This is a genomic window from Pseudoroseomonas ludipueritiae (genome assembly GCF_014490445.1).
Taxonomy (GTDB): domain Bacteria; phylum Pseudomonadota; class Alphaproteobacteria; order Acetobacterales; family Acetobacteraceae; genus Pseudoroseomonas; species Pseudoroseomonas ludipueritiae.
Genome location: NZ_JACTUZ010000110.1, coordinates 1 through 15,671 on the forward strand (window position 1 = coordinate 1; position 15,671 = coordinate 15,671).

General features: G+C 70.2%; 17 protein-coding genes. 10 read left to right on the forward strand and 7 right to left on the reverse strand.

What is annotated here, in order from left to right; all coding sequences use genetic code 11:
* The 3 genes from IBL25_RS18680 to IBL25_RS18690 all read right to left on the reverse strand — a co-directional run.
* Positions 1–226: Ada metal-binding domain-containing protein (locus tag IBL25_RS18680; RefSeq protein ID WP_275296038.1), on the reverse strand; the 226-nt coding region annotated here is incomplete at its 3' end.
* 52 nt (positions 227–278) lie between these two features.
* Positions 279–455 (reverse strand): hypothetical protein, encoded by a 177-nt coding sequence (locus IBL25_RS18685; RefSeq protein ID WP_158600972.1) that lies wholly within the window; start codon positions 453–455, stop codon positions 279–281.
* 12 nt (positions 456–467) lie between these two features.
* Positions 468–1,112 carry a helix-turn-helix domain-containing protein gene (locus IBL25_RS18690; RefSeq protein WP_187780035.1) on the reverse strand — a complete coding sequence of 215 codons (645 nt, stop codon included), beginning with the start codon at positions 1,110–1,112 and terminating at the stop codon, positions 468–470.
* A 160-nt stretch (positions 1,113–1,272) separates the two neighbouring features.
* On the opposite strand from IBL25_RS18690, the gene IBL25_RS18695 reads away from it, so the two are divergent.
* The 5 genes from IBL25_RS18695 (at position 1,273) to IBL25_RS18715 (ending at position 6,834) form a co-directional block, all read left to right on the forward strand.
* Positions 1,273–2,748 (forward strand): sensor histidine kinase, encoded by a 1,476-nt coding sequence (locus IBL25_RS18695; RefSeq protein ID WP_187780036.1) that lies wholly within the window; start codon positions 1,273–1,275, stop codon positions 2,746–2,748.
* Positions 2,745–3,353 (forward strand): response regulator FixJ, encoded by a 609-nt coding sequence (gene fixJ / locus IBL25_RS18700; protein ID WP_187780037.1) that lies wholly within the window; start codon positions 2,745–2,747, stop codon positions 3,351–3,353. Before IBL25_RS18695 ends, fixJ begins: the two co-directional genes overlap by 4 nt.
* Before the next feature lie 91 nt (positions 3,354–3,444).
* Complete coding sequence (locus tag IBL25_RS18705) at positions 3,445–3,846, forward strand: response regulator transcription factor (RefSeq protein WP_187780038.1); 402 nt, start codon at positions 3,445–3,447, stop codon at positions 3,844–3,846.
* 52 nt (positions 3,847–3,898) lie between these two features.
* Positions 3,899–5,899 (forward strand): methyl-accepting chemotaxis protein, encoded by a 2,001-nt coding sequence (locus IBL25_RS18710; RefSeq protein ID WP_187780039.1) that lies wholly within the window; start codon positions 3,899–3,901, stop codon positions 5,897–5,899.
* Between the two features lie 113 nt (positions 5,900–6,012).
* Positions 6,013–6,834: a lytic transglycosylase domain-containing protein gene (locus tag IBL25_RS18715; RefSeq protein ID WP_187780040.1), complete on the forward strand. Its 822-nt coding sequence runs from the start codon at positions 6,013–6,015 to the stop codon at positions 6,832–6,834.
* Between the two features lie 65 nt (positions 6,835–6,899).
* Here IBL25_RS18715 and IBL25_RS18720 read toward each other — a convergent pair whose 3' ends face one another.
* Both IBL25_RS18720 and IBL25_RS18725 read right to left on the reverse strand, forming a co-directional pair.
* Complete coding sequence (locus tag IBL25_RS18720; RefSeq protein ID WP_187780041.1) at positions 6,900–8,510, reverse strand: ABC transporter substrate-binding protein; 1,611 nt, start codon at positions 8,508–8,510, stop codon at positions 6,900–6,902.
* Positions 8,507–9,046: a MarR family winged helix-turn-helix transcriptional regulator gene (locus tag IBL25_RS18725; RefSeq protein WP_187780042.1), complete on the reverse strand. Its 540-nt coding sequence runs from the start codon at positions 9,044–9,046 to the stop codon at positions 8,507–8,509. The genes IBL25_RS18720 and IBL25_RS18725 overlap by 4 nt, the downstream gene beginning before the upstream one ends.
* Before the next feature lie 156 nt (positions 9,047–9,202).
* On the opposite strand from IBL25_RS18725, the gene IBL25_RS18730 reads away from it, so the two are divergent.
* The 5 genes from IBL25_RS18730 to IBL25_RS18750 are packed head-to-tail and all read left to right on the forward strand — an operon-like array spanning position 9,203 to position 13,706.
* Positions 9,203–9,904 carry a creatininase family protein gene (locus tag IBL25_RS18730; RefSeq protein ID WP_187780043.1) on the forward strand — a complete coding sequence of 234 codons (702 nt, stop codon included), beginning with the start codon at positions 9,203–9,205 and terminating at the stop codon, positions 9,902–9,904.
* A 1-nt stretch (position 9,905) separates the two neighbouring features.
* A complete protein-coding gene (locus IBL25_RS18735) occupies positions 9,906–10,880 on the forward strand; it encodes an ABC transporter permease (RefSeq protein ID WP_187780044.1) in 975 nt (324 codons plus the stop codon).
* Positions 10,877–11,755: an ABC transporter permease gene (locus IBL25_RS18740; protein ID WP_187780045.1), complete on the forward strand. Its 879-nt coding sequence runs from the start codon at positions 10,877–10,879 to the stop codon at positions 11,753–11,755. Before IBL25_RS18735 ends, IBL25_RS18740 begins: the two co-directional genes overlap by 4 nt.
* Entirely contained in the window at positions 11,752–12,729 is a 978-nt protein-coding gene (locus IBL25_RS18745; RefSeq protein WP_187780046.1) for an ABC transporter ATP-binding protein, read from the forward strand. Before IBL25_RS18740 ends, IBL25_RS18745 begins: the two co-directional genes overlap by 4 nt.
* Positions 12,726–13,706 carry an ABC transporter ATP-binding protein gene (locus tag IBL25_RS18750; protein WP_187780047.1) on the forward strand — a complete coding sequence of 327 codons (981 nt, stop codon included), beginning with the start codon at positions 12,726–12,728 and terminating at the stop codon, positions 13,704–13,706. Before IBL25_RS18745 ends, IBL25_RS18750 begins: the two co-directional genes overlap by 4 nt.
* 7 nt (positions 13,707–13,713) lie before the next feature.
* Here IBL25_RS18750 and IBL25_RS18755 read toward each other — a convergent pair whose 3' ends face one another.
* Together IBL25_RS18755 and IBL25_RS18760 are read right to left on the reverse strand one after the other, a co-directional pair.
* Complete coding sequence (locus IBL25_RS18755; protein WP_187780048.1) at positions 13,714–14,661, reverse strand: isoaspartyl peptidase/L-asparaginase family protein; 948 nt, start codon at positions 14,659–14,661, stop codon at positions 13,714–13,716.
* An 82-nt stretch (positions 14,662–14,743) separates the two neighbouring features.
* Positions 14,744–15,671: hypothetical protein (locus IBL25_RS18760; protein ID WP_202986815.1), on the reverse strand; the 928-nt coding region annotated here is incomplete at its 5' end.

Here is a 15,671-nt window from a genome sequence, read left to right on the forward strand (position 1 = left end):
GGCGGCAGGGGCGGAAGCCGGCGGCCTCGGCCTCGGCGGCGGTCGCGTGGAAGCGCACCTGGGCGGGGCCCGGGCGGCGGGCGGCGCAGGAGGGGTGGCAATAGATGCCGGTGCTGCGCACGGAATAGACGAAGCCACCATCGGCGGCCGCGTCACGCGCCACCAGCCGGGCCCAGCGCGGGTCCAGTTCGGTGGCGGAGGGGGCAAGGGTGAGGTTCTGGGTCATGATGCGGCCAGGTTGGATCATACCGCCGGCCCGCTCACTCCGCCGCCTGCTTTCAAACTGAATCCCGGTTCCGCAGCCAGGACAGCAGCGCCAGGGCCAGCACCACGGCGGCGATCAGCGCCACCGCGACCATGCCGGTGATGATCGCGAAACCTGGCGCATCCGCCGCCACCAGCACCCCGGTGATGGCGGTGGCGACGACCAGCAGCAGTCGGATCAGCAGCGACATGGCCCCTCTCCTTCAGGCGGCGCAATCACCGCTTGCTGTTTCTACCGCATCGCGGTCCCGCAGTTCCACACGTTGCGCGCTGGGCAGGGCGATCAGCCCCTGGCGGCGGAACTGGCTGAAGATGCGGCTGACGGTCTCGATGGTCAGCCCCAGGTGGTCCGCGATGTCCTGGCGCGACATCGGCAGGTCGAAGCGCCGGTCGCCGCCGGCGCGCTCGGCCATTTCCAGCAGGAAGGAGGCCAGCCGCTCCGCCGCCGTCTTGCGGCCCAGCACCATCAGGCGGCGCTGCGCCGTCTCCAGGCTGCGGCAGGCGAGGTCGTAAAGGCCACGGGCGGCGGCGAGGTCGCGCACGGCCTCGGCCTCCAGCTGCCGGCGCGGGAAGCGCAGCAGGATGGCGTCGCCCACCGCCTCGGCCGAAAGCAGATGCGCATCCCGCCCATCCAGGCCCAGCAGGTCGCCGGGCAGGTGGAACTCGGCCACCTGGCGGCGGCCATCGGGCATCAGCGCCAGGCTGCGGACGCAGCCGGCCATGACGCGATAGACATGGCTGGCGGCATCGCCGGCCAGGAAGAGGCTCTGGTCGCGGCGCAGCGTCACGGTGGTGCCGGTCAGCGCCATCCCGGCCAGGCCCATCCCGGCCATGGCGGGCAGCGGCATCCCGCCGGTCCGGACCCCGATCGTTGCATCGCGCGGCAGCATTGGTTAACCCCCTGGCATCTCGTGTGGCGGAGAATGCGTGCCGCCACAGCTTCCGACTATTCGTGTCTTCCCCATCCGGGATTCTACGTATGGGCCGCATTCCGGTCTTTGCCTGTCCATGACCGCACCGCTCGATGACACCGCCTGGCGCCTGACGGTGGAGGCCGCCGGCCTCGGCGCCTTCTCCTGGGACACGGGGGCAGACCGCGTGCGGCTTTCCGGCCCCCTGGCGCTGCTGTTCGGCCCGCCGGCGGAGCAGGCAGGATTGGCAGGCTTTCTCTCCCTGCTGCCGGAGGACCAGCGCACCCCCGTCGGCGCCGCGCTGCGCCATGCGCGCGACACCGGCGGCGCCTGGGACACCGCCTTCCGCCTGGATGTGGCCGGCGGCACCGGGCTGCGGCTGCGCCTGGCCGGCACCGGCTGGCCGGAGGAAGCGCCGCAGCACCTGCTGGGCGTGCTCTCCCGGCTGGAGGACCCGCCGGCGCCGGACGAGCAGGACGCGCATGTCCGCTCCATCCTCGATACCGTGCCGGACGGCATGATCGTGATCGACGAGCACGGCATCATCCGCGCCTTCTCCGCCGCCGCCGAACGCATCTTCGGCTTTTCCTCGGCCGAGGTCTGCGGCCGCAATGTCAGCCTGCTGATGCCCTCCCCGCACCGGCAGGCGCATGACGGCTATCTCGCCCGCTATGCCCGGACGCGGGAGCGGCGGATCATCGGCATCGGCCGCACCGTGACGGGCCAGCGGCGGGATGGCAGCACCTTTCCGCTGGAACTGGCGGTGGGCGAGGTGCGGCGCGCCGGCGCGCGCCTCTACACCGGCTTCATCCGCGACCTGACCGACCGCCAGCGCACGCAGGAGGAGATGCAGGAACTGCAGGCGGAACTGCTGCATGTCTCCCGCCTCAGCGCGCTCGGCCAGATGGCGACGACGCTGGCGCATGAACTGAATCAGCCGCTGACCGCCGTGACGAATTATCTCAGTGCCGCGCAGCGTCTTTTCGCCGCCGGCAACCAGCCGGCGCGTGTCGGGGAGGCCATGGGCAAGGCGGCCGACCAGGCGCTGCGGGCCGGCGAGATCATCCGCCGCCTGCGCGAGTTCGTCGCCACCGGGGAAAGCGAGAAGCAGGGCGAGCCACTGACCACGCTGGTGGAGGAAGCCACCGCCCTCGCCTTCATCGGCGCCCGCCAGCGCGGCGCCACCGCCACGCTGCATGTGGCGCCGGATTGCGGGCTGGTGCTGGTGGACAAGATCCAAGTGCAGCAGGTGCTGCTGAACCTGATCCGCAATGCCATCGAGGCGGTGGACAGCCTGGCGCGGCAGGAAGTGACCGTGGCGGCGCGGCGGGAGGGCGGCATGGTCGAGGTTTCCGTCGCCGATACCGGCACCGGACTGGCGCCGGAGGTGGAGGCGCAGCTCTTCCGCCCCTTCGTCACCACCAAGCGCGGCGGCATGGGCGTCGGGCTTTCCATCTGCCGCTCCATCATCGAGGCGCATGGCGGCCGCATCTGGGCCGAGCCCAACCCCGGCGGCGGCACCGTCTTTCGCTTCACGCTGCTGGGCCTGGAGGAAGAGGAGGTGGCGCCATGAAGCCCGAAGCCCCGGTCCATGTGATCGATGATGACGAGGCGGTGCGGGATTCCCTGGGCCTGCTGCTGGCCTCCGCCGGGCATGAGGTGGTGCTGCACGAATCCGCCGCCAATTTCCTCAGCGTCGCCGCGCCCGGCGCCTGCGTGGTCAGCGACGTGCGGATGCCCGAGATGGACGGGCTGGCGCTGCAACAGGAACTGGCCCAGCGCGGCATTCCCGTGCAGCTCATCTTCATGACCGGCCATGGCGACGTGCCGGTGGCGGTGCGCGCCCTGAAGGCCGGCGCCATGGACTTCCTGGAGAAGCCCTTCGCCGAGGAAGCCCTGCTGGCGGCCGTGCGTGGCGCGCTGGAGGCCGGCCAGGCACGGCAGGAGGAGACCCGCCAGCGGGAAGACATCCGCCGCCGCCTGGACAGCCTGACGCCGCGGGAGCGCGAGGTGCTGGACGGGCTGGTGGCCGGGCAGGCCAACAAGGCCATCGCCCAGGACCTGGGCATGAGCCCGCGCACCGTGGAAGTGCACCGCGCCCGGGTGATGGAGAAGATGGGGGCGCAGAGCCTGTCGCATCTGGTGCGGCAGACCCTGGCCGCCACCGGGAAGGCTTGAGGCAGGTCAAGAACCTCTGCCGCCTGGCCGGTTATGGATGATGGGGCGGGCACTGTCCCGCCCCACCCCTGCCCCAGGACGCCTGCCTGCCATGCCCACCGCCGGAAGCCATGTCGTGATCGTTGATGACGACCCGGATGTCTGCGACGCGCTGCGCTTCCTGCTGGAAGCCGATGGCCATGCCGCGCGCGGCTATGCCTCGGCGCCCGAGTTCCTGCGCGCGGCGCCAGGAGAGAACATCGCGTGCCTGGTGCTGGACTACCGCCTGCCGGACCGCAACGGGCTGGACCTGGCGCGGCAGGCGCGGGCGCTGGGCATCGCGGCGCCGATCCTGCTGATCGCCGGCAGCCCGGACCCGGGGCTGCAACAGCGCGCCGCGCGCCTTGGCATCCGGCATGTGCTGGCCAAGCCCCTGGCGGATGACACCTTGCTGCAAGCCATCCGCGACAGCCTGCCGCCTCACGGCCCCGCCGGGGTCCATACGGTTTCGTAAGACGTTTCCATCATGCTCCGGTTCCGCAACGAAGCGCGACCGGAGACGACCGATGAACCTGAGCCAATTCAAGATCGGCCACCGCGTGGGCGCCGGCTTCGGGGCACTTCTGGCCCTGACATGCGGCGTGGCGGCCCTGGGCTGGCTGCAACTGGGCTATGCCAGCGATGACATCGCCACCTACCGTTCCCTGGCCCGCAACAACAACAGCATGTCGGAACTGCAGGTGGGGCTGCTGCAGGCGCGGGTCTCCGTGAAGGACTTCCTGCTGCACCCGGCGCCGGAGCGGCAGGCGCGCGTGGAGGCCGAGCTGGCCGGCGCGCGCGGCGCCCTGGGCGGCCTGATCAGCAGTATCCGCAGCCCGGAGCGGCGGCGCCAGCTGACCGAGGGGCAGGAGGCGCTGGAGCACTACAGCCAGGCCTTCACCGAGATCGCCAGCCTGCTGGCCCGGCGTGAGCGTGTGACGCGGGAGAAGCTGGATGCCATCGGCCCCGAGGCGGAGCGGCTGCTGGGCACGGTGGTGGAGCGCGGCGGAACCGAGCCCACCGCCAGCCATGCCGCTGAAGAAGCGCGCCGCCACCTGCTGCAGGGCCGCCTGCAAGCGCAGCGTTACGAAATCCTGGCCGACGACTCCACCGCCGCCCGGCTGCGCGATGCGCTGGGCCAGGCCAGCGCGCAGCTGGCGGTGTTGAAATCCCTGCCCGCCGGCATTGCCCAGCAGGACCTGTCGCGGGCCGAGGCGCTGATCGCGGCTTATCGGTCGGGGTTCGAGGAGAAGGTCAGCCTGACCGGCGAGGTCAAGGCGGCCATCGCCTCCCGGCTGGATGCCAACGGCATCCGGGTGAACCAGCTCTTGAGCGAGACGCGGCACTCCAACCAGGCGACACAGAACGCGCTGGGCGCCGCCACCAGCGCGGCCAATGAGGATGCGCGCCGGCTGCTGCTGGTGGTCTCGCTGGCAGCGGCGCTGCTGGGCATCCTAGCGGCCTGGGCCATCGGGCGATCCATCACCCGGCCGGTGAAGGCCATGACCGCCGCCATGCAGGAACTGGCCGGCGGCAAGACCGCAACGCCGGTGCCGGCGCTGGAGCGTGGGGACGAGGTCGGCGGCATGGCGCGCGCCGTGCAGGTCTTCAAGGAGAACATGGTCCGCGCCGCCGAACTCTCCGCCGCGCAGCAGGCGGAGCAGGAGGCCAAGGCCGCCCGCGCCACCCGGCTCGATACGCTGACACAGGGCTTCGAGCAGAGCGTGGGGCAACTCGCCGGCATGCTCTCCGCCGCCTCCACCCAATTGCATTCCACCGCGCAATCCATGACCGGCAGCGCCGGCACCGCGACGCAGCAGGCGGAGACGGTGACCTCCGCCGCCCTGGCGGCTTCCGCCAATGTGCAGACGGTGGCGGCCGCGGCGGAGGAGCTTTCGGCCTCCATCGCCGAGATCACGCGGCAGGTGTCGCAATCCGCCAGCGTGGCCAGCCGCGCCGCGGCCGATGCCCGCCGCACCGACCAGACCGTGCGCGCCCTGGCGGAAGGTGCCAGCCGCATCGGCGAGGTGGTGCACATGATCAACGACATCGCCAGCCAGACCAACCTGCTGGCGCTGAACGCCACCATCGAGGCGGCCCGGGCCGGCGAGGCCGGCAAGGGCTTCGCGGTCGTGGCCAGCGAGGTGAAGACCCTGGCCAGCCAGACCGCCCGCGCCACCGAGGAAATCGGCAGCCAGATCGGCCAGATCCAGGCCGCGACGCGCGAGGCGGTGCAGGCCATCGAGAGCATCGCGGGCACCATCGACGAGGTGAACCAGATCGCCGGCGCCATCGCCGCCGCCGTCGAGGAACAGGGCGCCGCGACGGAGGAGATCGCCCGCAACGTGCAGCAGGCGGCCAGTGGCACGGAGGCGGTGACGCGCAGCATCGGCACCGTCAGCCAGGCGGCGGGGGAGACCGGGCATGCCGCCAGCGACGTGCTGCAGGCGGCGGGCGAGCTGTCCCGCCAGTCGGAGCGCCTGGGGACGGAGGTCCGCAGCTTCCTCTCGGGCGTCAAGGCGGCGTGAGGCGGGCCGGGGCTGCCGCCGCGCTCTTCACGCTTGGCGGCGCCCTGGCAGTTCCCCTGCCCCATGCCAGCCCGCCGCGCTATCAAGGGCGCGGTGGAACGGGGGATGGTGCGATGCTGCTACGCGCGGGTATGCCGTTGCTGTTGCTGGGGCTTTTGTCGGGCTGCGCCCTGCCGGATGCCGGGCCCGCCTGGGACGGGCGCCGGGGCTACGACGGCAGCGGCGATTATGGCTACGACGTCAATGCCTCCCGCGCCGAGGCCCGCGGCTACCTGGCGCAGGCCAGCCACAACTACGTGGTGCCCGGCACGCCGGACGATCCCTGGGGCCCCTATATCCAGGAAGCCGCCAGCCGCTTCGGCCTGCCGGAGCGCTGGGTGCGGGAAGTGATGCGGCAGGAATCCGGCGGTCGGCTGACCTTCGGCGATGGCTCGCTCATCACCTCGCCCGTGGGTGCCATGGGGCTGATGCAGGTGATGCCCGCGACTTATGACCGGCTGCGCCCGCGCTTCGGCCTGGGGCCCGACCCTTATGAGCCGCGCGACAATATCCTCGCCGGCACCGCCTATCTGCGGGACATGTATGACCGCTTCGGATCGCCGCTGTTCCTGGCGGCCTATAATGCGGGGCCGGAGCGCGTGGCGCTGTACCAGATCGGCGCCAAGATCCTGCCGGACGAAACCGAGAACTACATGGCCAGCATCTCGTCCCGCCTGGGCGAGCCCTATGCCAGGGCGCCGCGAAGCGGCCTGGCGGAGTTGGCGGCGGCAGCGCCCGCCACCGACTACAACGACCCGCTCAACCGCGCTTACGAGGGCGGCGGGCTGGTCACCTCCTTCGAGCCCACGGGCGGCATGGCGATGGCCGCGCCGCCCGTGGACTACAATGACCCCATCAACCGCGCCTATGAGGGCGGCGGGCTGGTCATGCGGTAGCTGCCCAGCCACGCCGCCTGCGGGGTGGGACGCAGGCCGCGCGCCGCCACCCGCCGATTACCGGCTCAACGCTTCACGGGGCGGATGTTCATCGCCAGCGTGTCCTCGTCGGCACGCGGGGTGATGGTGACGCGGTCCTTGCGCATGGCCCAGGCGGTGACGATGCCGGCGATAGGCAGGGAGGGACGCTCCTTCGCCACGATGGCCGCCGCCTGCTCCAGCAACCCACGGCGCTTGGCCTCGTCCATCTCCGCGCCAGCGGCCTCGATGATCTTGTCCAGTTCCGGATTGCTGTAGCCACGCATGTTGAAGGCGCCCAGCTTGGTCACCGGGTCATTGGTATGCACCAGGGAAGAGAGCGTGTAATTCGCCTCGCCCGTCAGGGTGCCCCAGCCCGCCTGGTAGAAGGAGAACTCACCGCGCGTGCGCGCCGGGGCCCAGACGGCGCCGGGCTGTGCATTGGCCTGCGCGTCGATGCCGATGGCGGCCAGCATCTGCGAGATGGAGGTGCCCACGGCACGGTCGCCCGGCAGGCCGTCATTGGTGAAGTTGAAGGGCACGCGGAAGCCGTTCTCGAAGCCCGCCTCCTTCAGCAGGGCGCGGGCGCGCTGCACATTGGGCTTCGTCGCCGTCAGGCTCTTGTTGTAGCCAAAGATATTCGGCGTCACGAGCTGCGTCGCCGGCTTGCCCATGCCCTCCATGGCGATCTCGGCCAGGGTCTCACGGTCGATGGCCAGATCGATGGCCTCCCGCACCCGCGCATCCAGGAAGGGGTTGGCGTTCAGCGCCGCGCCGTTGCGCGCCGTAATGGTGGGCGTGGAAGGGCGGAAATCGAAATCGACATAGAACATATAGGCGCTGTCGGCGCGCGTGATGGCGAGCTTCGGGTCACGCTCCAGCGTCGGCACATCGGCGGCCGGGGCGCGGGAGATGATGTCCACCTGCCCCGCCTTGAGCTGCGCCACGCGGGTGGTGTCGTTCGGCAGTTCCTTGCGGATCACCCGCTCCCAGGGCTCCTGGCCGCCCCAGTAGCCATCGAAGCGCTCCAGGACCATCTGCTCCTTCGGTGTCCAGGACACGAAGCGATAGGGGCCGGTGCCGATGGCGGCCTTGCCGGTGTTGAAGCCCTCGTTCGCCGTCTCGCGGGTCGAGAAGTCCTTCGCTACCCGGTGAGAGACCACGAAGAGCCGCACGAAGTCGTTCGGCAGCGTCGGCGCCGGGCCATTGGTGGTGACGCGGATGGTGTAGGGATCGACGATGGCCGTTTCCTTCACCCGCCGCACATAGATCGTCGCCGGATTGGGGCCGGTGACATTGGGAATGCGCTCGATCGAGAACTTCACGTCCTCGGCGGTGAAGTCGGAGCCGTCATGGAACTTCACGCCGCGGCGCAGCTTGAATTCCCAGGTGGTGTCGTCGATCGCGGTCCAGCTTTCCGCCAGGCCTGGCTTCAGCTCCAGGTCGTTGCCGGAGACCACCAGCGTGTCGAAGACATGCTTCAGCGCCTCGGCGCTGACGGCGCTGGCGGTGAAATGCGGGTCGATGGAAAGTGGCCCGGCCCGCACGCCCACTGTCAGCGTATCCGCCAGCGCGGCGGGGGAGAGCGCCATCAGCGGCAACGCCGCCATCCAGCCCGCGAGAGCGCCGCGGGTGAGCCAGTTGGAGCGGATCGTCATGATGCTTCCTCGTTCTCGCAGGCCTCGTTCCATTGCGGGGAGGCCACCACAATCTTGGTCAGCAGCGCGTGCAGCATATGCTGCTCGGCGGGGCTCAGGGCAGCCACCATGGCCTGCTCCCGCTCCACCATCGGCGGGATCGCCTCGTCCACGATGGCGCGCCCGGCGGCGGTCAGGCGCAGCACGAAGCTGCGCCGGTCCTGGGAGTCGGTCGCGCGCCGCACCAGCTTGCGGCGCAGCAGCACCTGGATGGCACGGCTGATGGTGTTCTTGGCGAAGGCGGAGGAAAGGCTGATCTCCGTCGCCGTCAGCCCATCCTTCAGCCGCAGCGCATAGATCACCACCACTTCCGGCCGCTTCAGCCCATGCTGCGCCTCGATGGCGGAATAGACATGGCGGTTGAAGCCGGCGGCGATGAAGTTGACGCGGAAGGACAGCCAGCAGGGGTTCTGCCAGAGCTGCACCGCCAGCAGGGGCGGCAGGCCGGTGGCCTCCTCCGGCATGGTGGCGGTGTCGTCCTTGAAGGCCAGTTTCACTCTGCGTATTCCAAGCTTTCCCGGACCTCGCGCAGCGCGACGCCACGCGGGAGATCGTTCCAGCTGGAACTTGACACTACGCTAAATCAGCCGTCAATCTCCGGAACAAGTTCCAGACGGAACTATTTCACCCTGTCCCGGAGAACAGCTTTCCGCATGCGCGTCGCCGCGATGAACTGGATGGAGATGGAGGCGCAGGCGGCACGGGACGACCGCTGCGTGCTGCCGATCGGCAGCACCGAGCAGCACGCCTATCTCAGCCTCTGCACCGACATGATCCTGGCGGAGCGCGTCGCCGCCGAAGCCGCCGAGCCACTGGGCGTGCCGGTTTTCCCCGTGCTGCCCTATGGCATGGTGCCCGGCTTCGCCGCCTATCCCGGCACGGTTTCCCTAAGGATGACCACCTACATCGCCGTGCTGGGCGATATCCTGGAAAGCCTCTATCGCGGCGGCTTCCGCCGCATCGTGGTGGTGAATGGCCATGGCGGCAACAGCCCCATCGCCGGCTTCTTCGCGGAATGGTTGGGGCAACGCGCCGATGCGCAACTGAAGCTGCATGACTGGTGGCGCGCGCCCCTGACGCTGGAGAAGGTGCGCCAGACGGACCCGGAAGCCTCCCATGCCTCCTGGATGGAGAACTTCCCCTGGACGCGCCTGCCCGGCCGCCCAAAGCCGGAGGGCGTGAAGCCCCGCGCGGCGCTGGAGCGCATGGCCCGCGTCAATCCCGCCATCCGGCGGGAGATCCTGGGCGACGGCAATTTCCACGGGCGCTACCAGCGCGAGGATGCCGAGATGCTGGCCATCTGGGACGTGGCCGTGGCCGAAACCCGTTCCGTGATCGGCGGGGATTGGGGCTGAGATGCTGGGCTTCATCTCCAGCCGCATCATCCAGGCTGTGGCCGTGATGCTGGCCATGTCGATGCTGGTCTTCCTGGGCGTCTTCGCCATCGGCAACCCCATCGACGTGATGCTGGCGCCGGATGCGACGCAGGAGATCCGCGCCCAGGCCATCGCCTTCTACGGCTTCGACCGCCCGATCTGGGAGCAGTACCTGCGCTTCCTCGGCCGCCTGGTGCAGGGGGATCTCGGTTCCTCCTTCGTCTACAACATCCCGGTGATGCAACTCATCCTGTCGCGCCTGCCTGCGACGCTGGAACTGACGCTGATCGCGGTGATCAGCGCGACGCTGATCGGTGTGCCGCTCGGCATGTATGCCGGCTACCGCCCGGATGCGCCGCTGTCGCGTTTCATCATGGCCTTCTCCGTACTCGGCTTTTCCGTGCCGACCTTCTGGATCGGGCTGGTGCTGATCCTCACCTTCGCCGTCACGCTCGGCTGGCTGCCGGCCGGCGGGCGTGGTGAAACCGTCACGGTCCTCGGCCTGGAATGGAGCTTCCTGACCGCCGATGGCTGGAAGTTCCTGCTGCTGCCGGCGCTGAACCTGGCGCTGTTCAAGCTCTCGATGATGATCCGCCTCGCGCGCTCCGGCACGCGGGAGATCATGCTGTCGGACACGGTGAAGTTCGCCCGCGCCGCCGGCATCTCGGAATGGGGCGTGCTGCGGCACCATGTGCTGCGGCTGATCCTGGTGCCCATCGTCACGGTCTTCGGGCTGGAATTCGGCTCCACCCTGGCCTTCGCTGTGGTGACGGAAACCATCTTCTCCTGGCCTGGGCTGGGCAAGCTGATCATCGAATCCATCGGCTCGCTGGATCGGCCCGTGATGGTCGCCTACCTCGTGCTGGTGGCGCTGCTCTTCATCACCATCAACCTGCTGGTGGACCTCGCCTACGCGGCGCTGGACCCGCGCATCCGCCGGGGGCGCAACGCGTGACGCTGAATCCGAACCTCCGCCGTTTCTTCAGCGAATTCGCCGAGAACAAGGTGGCGCTGGTCGCTGCCATCATCGTGCTGGCCATCGTGCTGCTGGCGCTGCTGGCGCCGCTGGTGGCGCCGCAGGATCCCTATGACCTCGCCAGCCTGACGCTGCGCGACGCCCGCCGCCCGCCCGGCTATGTCGGCACCCAGGGCTACACGCATCTGCTGGGCACCGATGCTCAGGGGCGCGACCTGCTTTCCGCCATTCTCTACGGGTTGCGCATTTCCTTGCAGATGGGGCTGGTGGCGGGGGCCATCGCCTTCGCGCTGGGCGCCACCATCGGCACCACCGCCGCCTATCTCGGCGGGCGGGTGGAGGCGGTGCTGATGCGCATCGTCGACCTGCAGCTTTCCTTTCCCGCCATCCTGCTGGCCTTCGTGCTGGCGGCGCTGCTGGGCCAGGGGCGCTGGCCGCTGACGGCGGCACTGGTGGCGGCGCAATACGCCTATTTCGCCCGCACCGCGCATGGCGCCGCCGTGGCGGAACGGCAGAAGGATTACGTGGAAGCCGCGCTCTCCACCCCCCTGCCCGGCCGCACCGTGGTGCTGCGCCATATCCTGCCCAATTGCATGGCGCCGCTGCTGGTGGTGGGCACGGTGCAGGTGGCCAGCGCCATTTCGCTGGAAGCCACGCTCTCCTTCCTCGGCGTCGGGCTGCCGCCGACGGAGCCTTCGCTGGGCATGCTGATCTCCAACGGCTTCCAATACATGCTCTCCGGCCGCTACTGGATTTCCATCTATCCCGGCGTGGCGCTGATCGTGCTGATCATCGCCATCAACCTCGTCGGCGACCAGATCCGCGACCAGTTGAACCCGAGGCTGCGGCGATGAGCGCACCCCTTCTCGAAGTCCGCGACCTCGCCACGCATTTCTTCACCCGCGCCGGCGTGGTGAAGGCGGTGGACGGCATTTCCTTCACGCTCAACCCTGGCGAGGTGATGGGGCTGGTGGGGGAATCCGGCTCCGGCAAAAGCATCACCGGCTTCTCGCTGCTGGGGCTGGTGGATGCACCGGGGCGCATCGTCGCGGGCTCCGTCAAGCTGAACGGGCAGGAACTGGTCGGGCTGCCGCAGGCGCAGCTTCGGCGCATCCGCGGCAAGACCATGTCCATGGTCTTCCAGGACCCGGCGATGACGCTGAACCCGGTGCTGACGGTGCGCCGGCAGATGCGGCTGGCGCTGGCGGCGCATGAGCGCATGTCCGATGCCGCCGCCAGTGCACGCTGCGTCGATGTGCTCTCCCGCGTCGGCATTCCCGATGCGGCGCGCAGGCTGGATTCCTACCCGCATGAATTCTCCGGCGGCATGCGGCAGCGCGTAGCGCTGGCCATCGCCCTGCTGCACCGCCCCGCCGTGATCGTGGCGGACGAGCCGACCACCGCGCTCGATGTCTCCATCCAGGCGCAGATCCTGGCGGAGATGAAGGATCTGGTGCGGGAGAGCGGCACGGCGCTGATCTGGATCAGCCATGACCTCGCCACCGTCTCCTCCCTCGCCGGCAAGCTGGCGGTGATGTACGCGGGCCGCATGGTGGAAACTGGGCCGACCGGCACCGTGCTCTCCGCCCCGCGCCACCATTACACGCGCGGGCTGCTGGATTCCCTGCCCTCCCAGGCCGAGCCGGGGCAGGACCTGCGGCAGATCCCGGGCTCCACGCCCTCGCTGCTCGGCCTGCCGCCGGGCTGCCCCTTTGTCTCCCGCTGCCCCGCCGGCACCGCCACCTGCGCCCAGGTCTCGCCCGAGATCACCTGGGAAGGCGGGCGCGGCTTCCGTTGCCATCATCCGCTCGTGGAGGCCCTGGCATGACGCCGCTGGTTTCGCTTGAAGGCGTCAGCAAGGTCTTTGGCAAGCGCGCCACGCTGTCGCAGCGCATCAACATGGCGCTGGGCCGTGGCGAAGGGCCCACGCGGCTGCGCGCGGTGCAGGATGTGGACCTCTCGCTCCAGGCCGGTGAGGCGCTGGGGCTGGTGGGGGAATCCGGCTGCGGCAAATCGACGCTGGGCCGGGTCGTGGCCGGCATCCACGTGCCCAGCAGCGGCACCGCGCGCATCGGCGGCCAGGCGCCCATGGCGCATGGGCACAAGGCCACCACGCGCGTGCAGATGGTCTTCCAGGACCCCTTCGCCTCGCTGGACCCGCGCATGCGCGTGGGGCAGGCCATCGCGGAAGGGCCCGTGGCGCATGGCCTGACGACCCAGGCGGCGTCGCGGGATTATGTGGCGCGCTGGCTGGAACAGGTCGGGCTGCCGCGCGACTACGCCGACCGCTTCCCGCACCAGATGTCCGGCGGGCAGCGCCAGCGCATCGCCATCGCCCGTGCGCTGGCCATGCAGCCGGATGTGCTGGTCTGCGACGAGCCCGTGGCCTCCTTGGATGTTTCCATCCAGGCGCAGATCGTCAATCTCTTCCTGAAGCTGCGGCGGGAGCTGCGGCTGACCATGCTCTTCATCAGCCATGACCTGGCGGTGGTGCGGCATCTCTGCGACCGTGTCGCTATCATGTACCTCGGCCGCATCGTGGAGATTGGGCCGGCGGCGCAGGTCTATGCCGCGCCGCGCCACCCCTATACCCAGGCTTTGCTGGACAGCGTGCCGAAGCTGACGCTGGACCCAGATTCCGTCAGCTTCAAGCCAATCAAAGGGGAATTGCCGTCTCCCCTGCGTCCGCCGCCGGGCTGCCCCTTCCATGCCCGCTGCCCGAGGGCCACGGAACGCTGCGTGGCGGAGCGCCCGGCGCTGCGGCCGCTCTCACCGGGCTGGGAGGCGGCCTGCCACTACGCCTGAGGGCGCCTCAGCCCTTCTGCAGCGCCTCGCGGTGGATGCCGGTCCAGGCCACGCCATCGGCGGCGATGGTGCCGCGATACATGCCGCTGCTGTTGAAGGGCAGCGAGACGCGACCGGCGGCATCGATGGCGATCAACCCGCCGGAGCCGCCGATCTTGCCCAGTTCCTCCACCACCGTTTCCGCCGCGACCTCCAGCGTGTCGCCGCGGTAGCGCATGCGCGCCGCGATATCATGCGCGGCGGCCCAGCGGATGAAGTATTCGCCATGGCCGGTGGCGGAGATGGCGCAGGTCTCGTTCTCCGCCCAGGTGCCGGCGCCGAAGACCGGGCTGTCGCCCACGCGACCCGGCAGCTTCGCCGTCATGCCGCCGGTAGAAGTCGCGGCGGCCACATTGCCGAACCTGTCACGCGCCACGGCGCCAACGGTGCCGTGCTTGGCTTCATCGTCCCGCGTATCGGCGGCGGCGGAGGCCTGGCGGGCCAGCTCGTCCTTCAGGGTCTGCCAGCGGCGCTCGGTATAGAAATACTCCTCCGGCGCGAAGGCCACGCCCTGGGCGCGGCAGAATTCCAGCGCGCCCTCCCCCACCAGCAGCACATGCTCGGAGCGTTCCATCACCGCACGCGCCGCCTGCACCGGGTTGCGCGGGCCCATGATGCCGGCCACCGCACCGGCGGCTCGGTCCTCGCCGCGCATCACCGCCGCGTCCATCTCCTGCACGCCCGCGCGGGTGAAGACGGCGCCACGCCCGGCGTTGAAGAGCGGGTTGTCCTCCAGCGACATCACCGCCGCCGTGACGGCATCGATCGCGGTGCCACCGGCCGCCAGCACGGCATGGCCGGCGCGCAGGCTGTCGCGCAGCCCGGCATGGTATTGCGCCTCGGCCTCGGGGGTCATGGCATCGCGGCGGATGGTGCCGGCGCCGCCGTGGATGGCGAGCGCGAAGGTATCGGTCATCAGGGACAACTTTCCGGTTGGGGCATGGCGGGAACGGCCATGGTCCACATCCCTTCATAACCGCCAGGGTGGCGGCTGTCCCCTATGGCTCCTGCACCGAGAAAGGCACCCCTGCCAGCGATGCCAGCGCAACCAGGCCATCCCGCAGAGGCTCTGGCCCCGTGCCCAGCAGCAGGTGGCAGCAGGGCGGATCGCGGGAAAGCAGCAGCGCCGCCACAGGCACCGGCACGCGGCGCTGGATGCCATCGGCATCCTGGTGGCTGGCTTCGCCATCCGTGTGGCGCACGGTGGCGGCGCCGGGGCAGGTCGCGGCATCCCAGGGCCGCGCCTCCCCCACCACCAGCAGGAAAGGCTGTTCCAGGCCCAGGGCCATGCGGGCGGCGACGGCATGACGGGCGGAAGCCGCCTCGGCCAGCAGGGCGGCGGCTGGCGCCAGGATCATGGCCCCGGTGACAGCCGCGCGGGGCGGCAGGCCCGGTGGCAGCGGCCCGCCCCGCGTGGCCACCAGCGCCGCATAGCGGCCGGCGTGCTGGTGCAGCCAGCGCGTGCGTGGCGGCTCCATGGCCCCTGACGTGGCGGAAAGATCGATCGGCCAGGGCTCGGGCAGCAGCAGCCCGGCGGAGCGCAGGCGCAGCGCCGCCGCCGGGCCTGCGACACTGGCTTGCAGCAGCAAGGGCCCCTCGGCTTCCGGCAAGGGCAGGCCAAGCCGCGCCGGGCCATCCATTGGTGCCTCCAGCAGCGTGACGGCGGCGTCAGGCTGCCCGGCCGGGCCGCAGCGCAGCCGCAGGAAGAGCGGTGCTTCCGCCTTCAGCTCCAGCCTCAGGCGGCGGCTGCCGGCAGGCAACAACAGGCCCCATTCCTCTGCCACCGGATGCCCGCCGGGCTCCACGCCATAGGCCAGGCAGGGGCGGCGTGGCGTCACGGCGGGGCCCGGCCCAGCCCCGGCGGGAGCCAGGAGCCGGTCGGCCAGCAGCGGCCGCGGCACCGCGTCGGCTTCCGGCAGCAGGTCG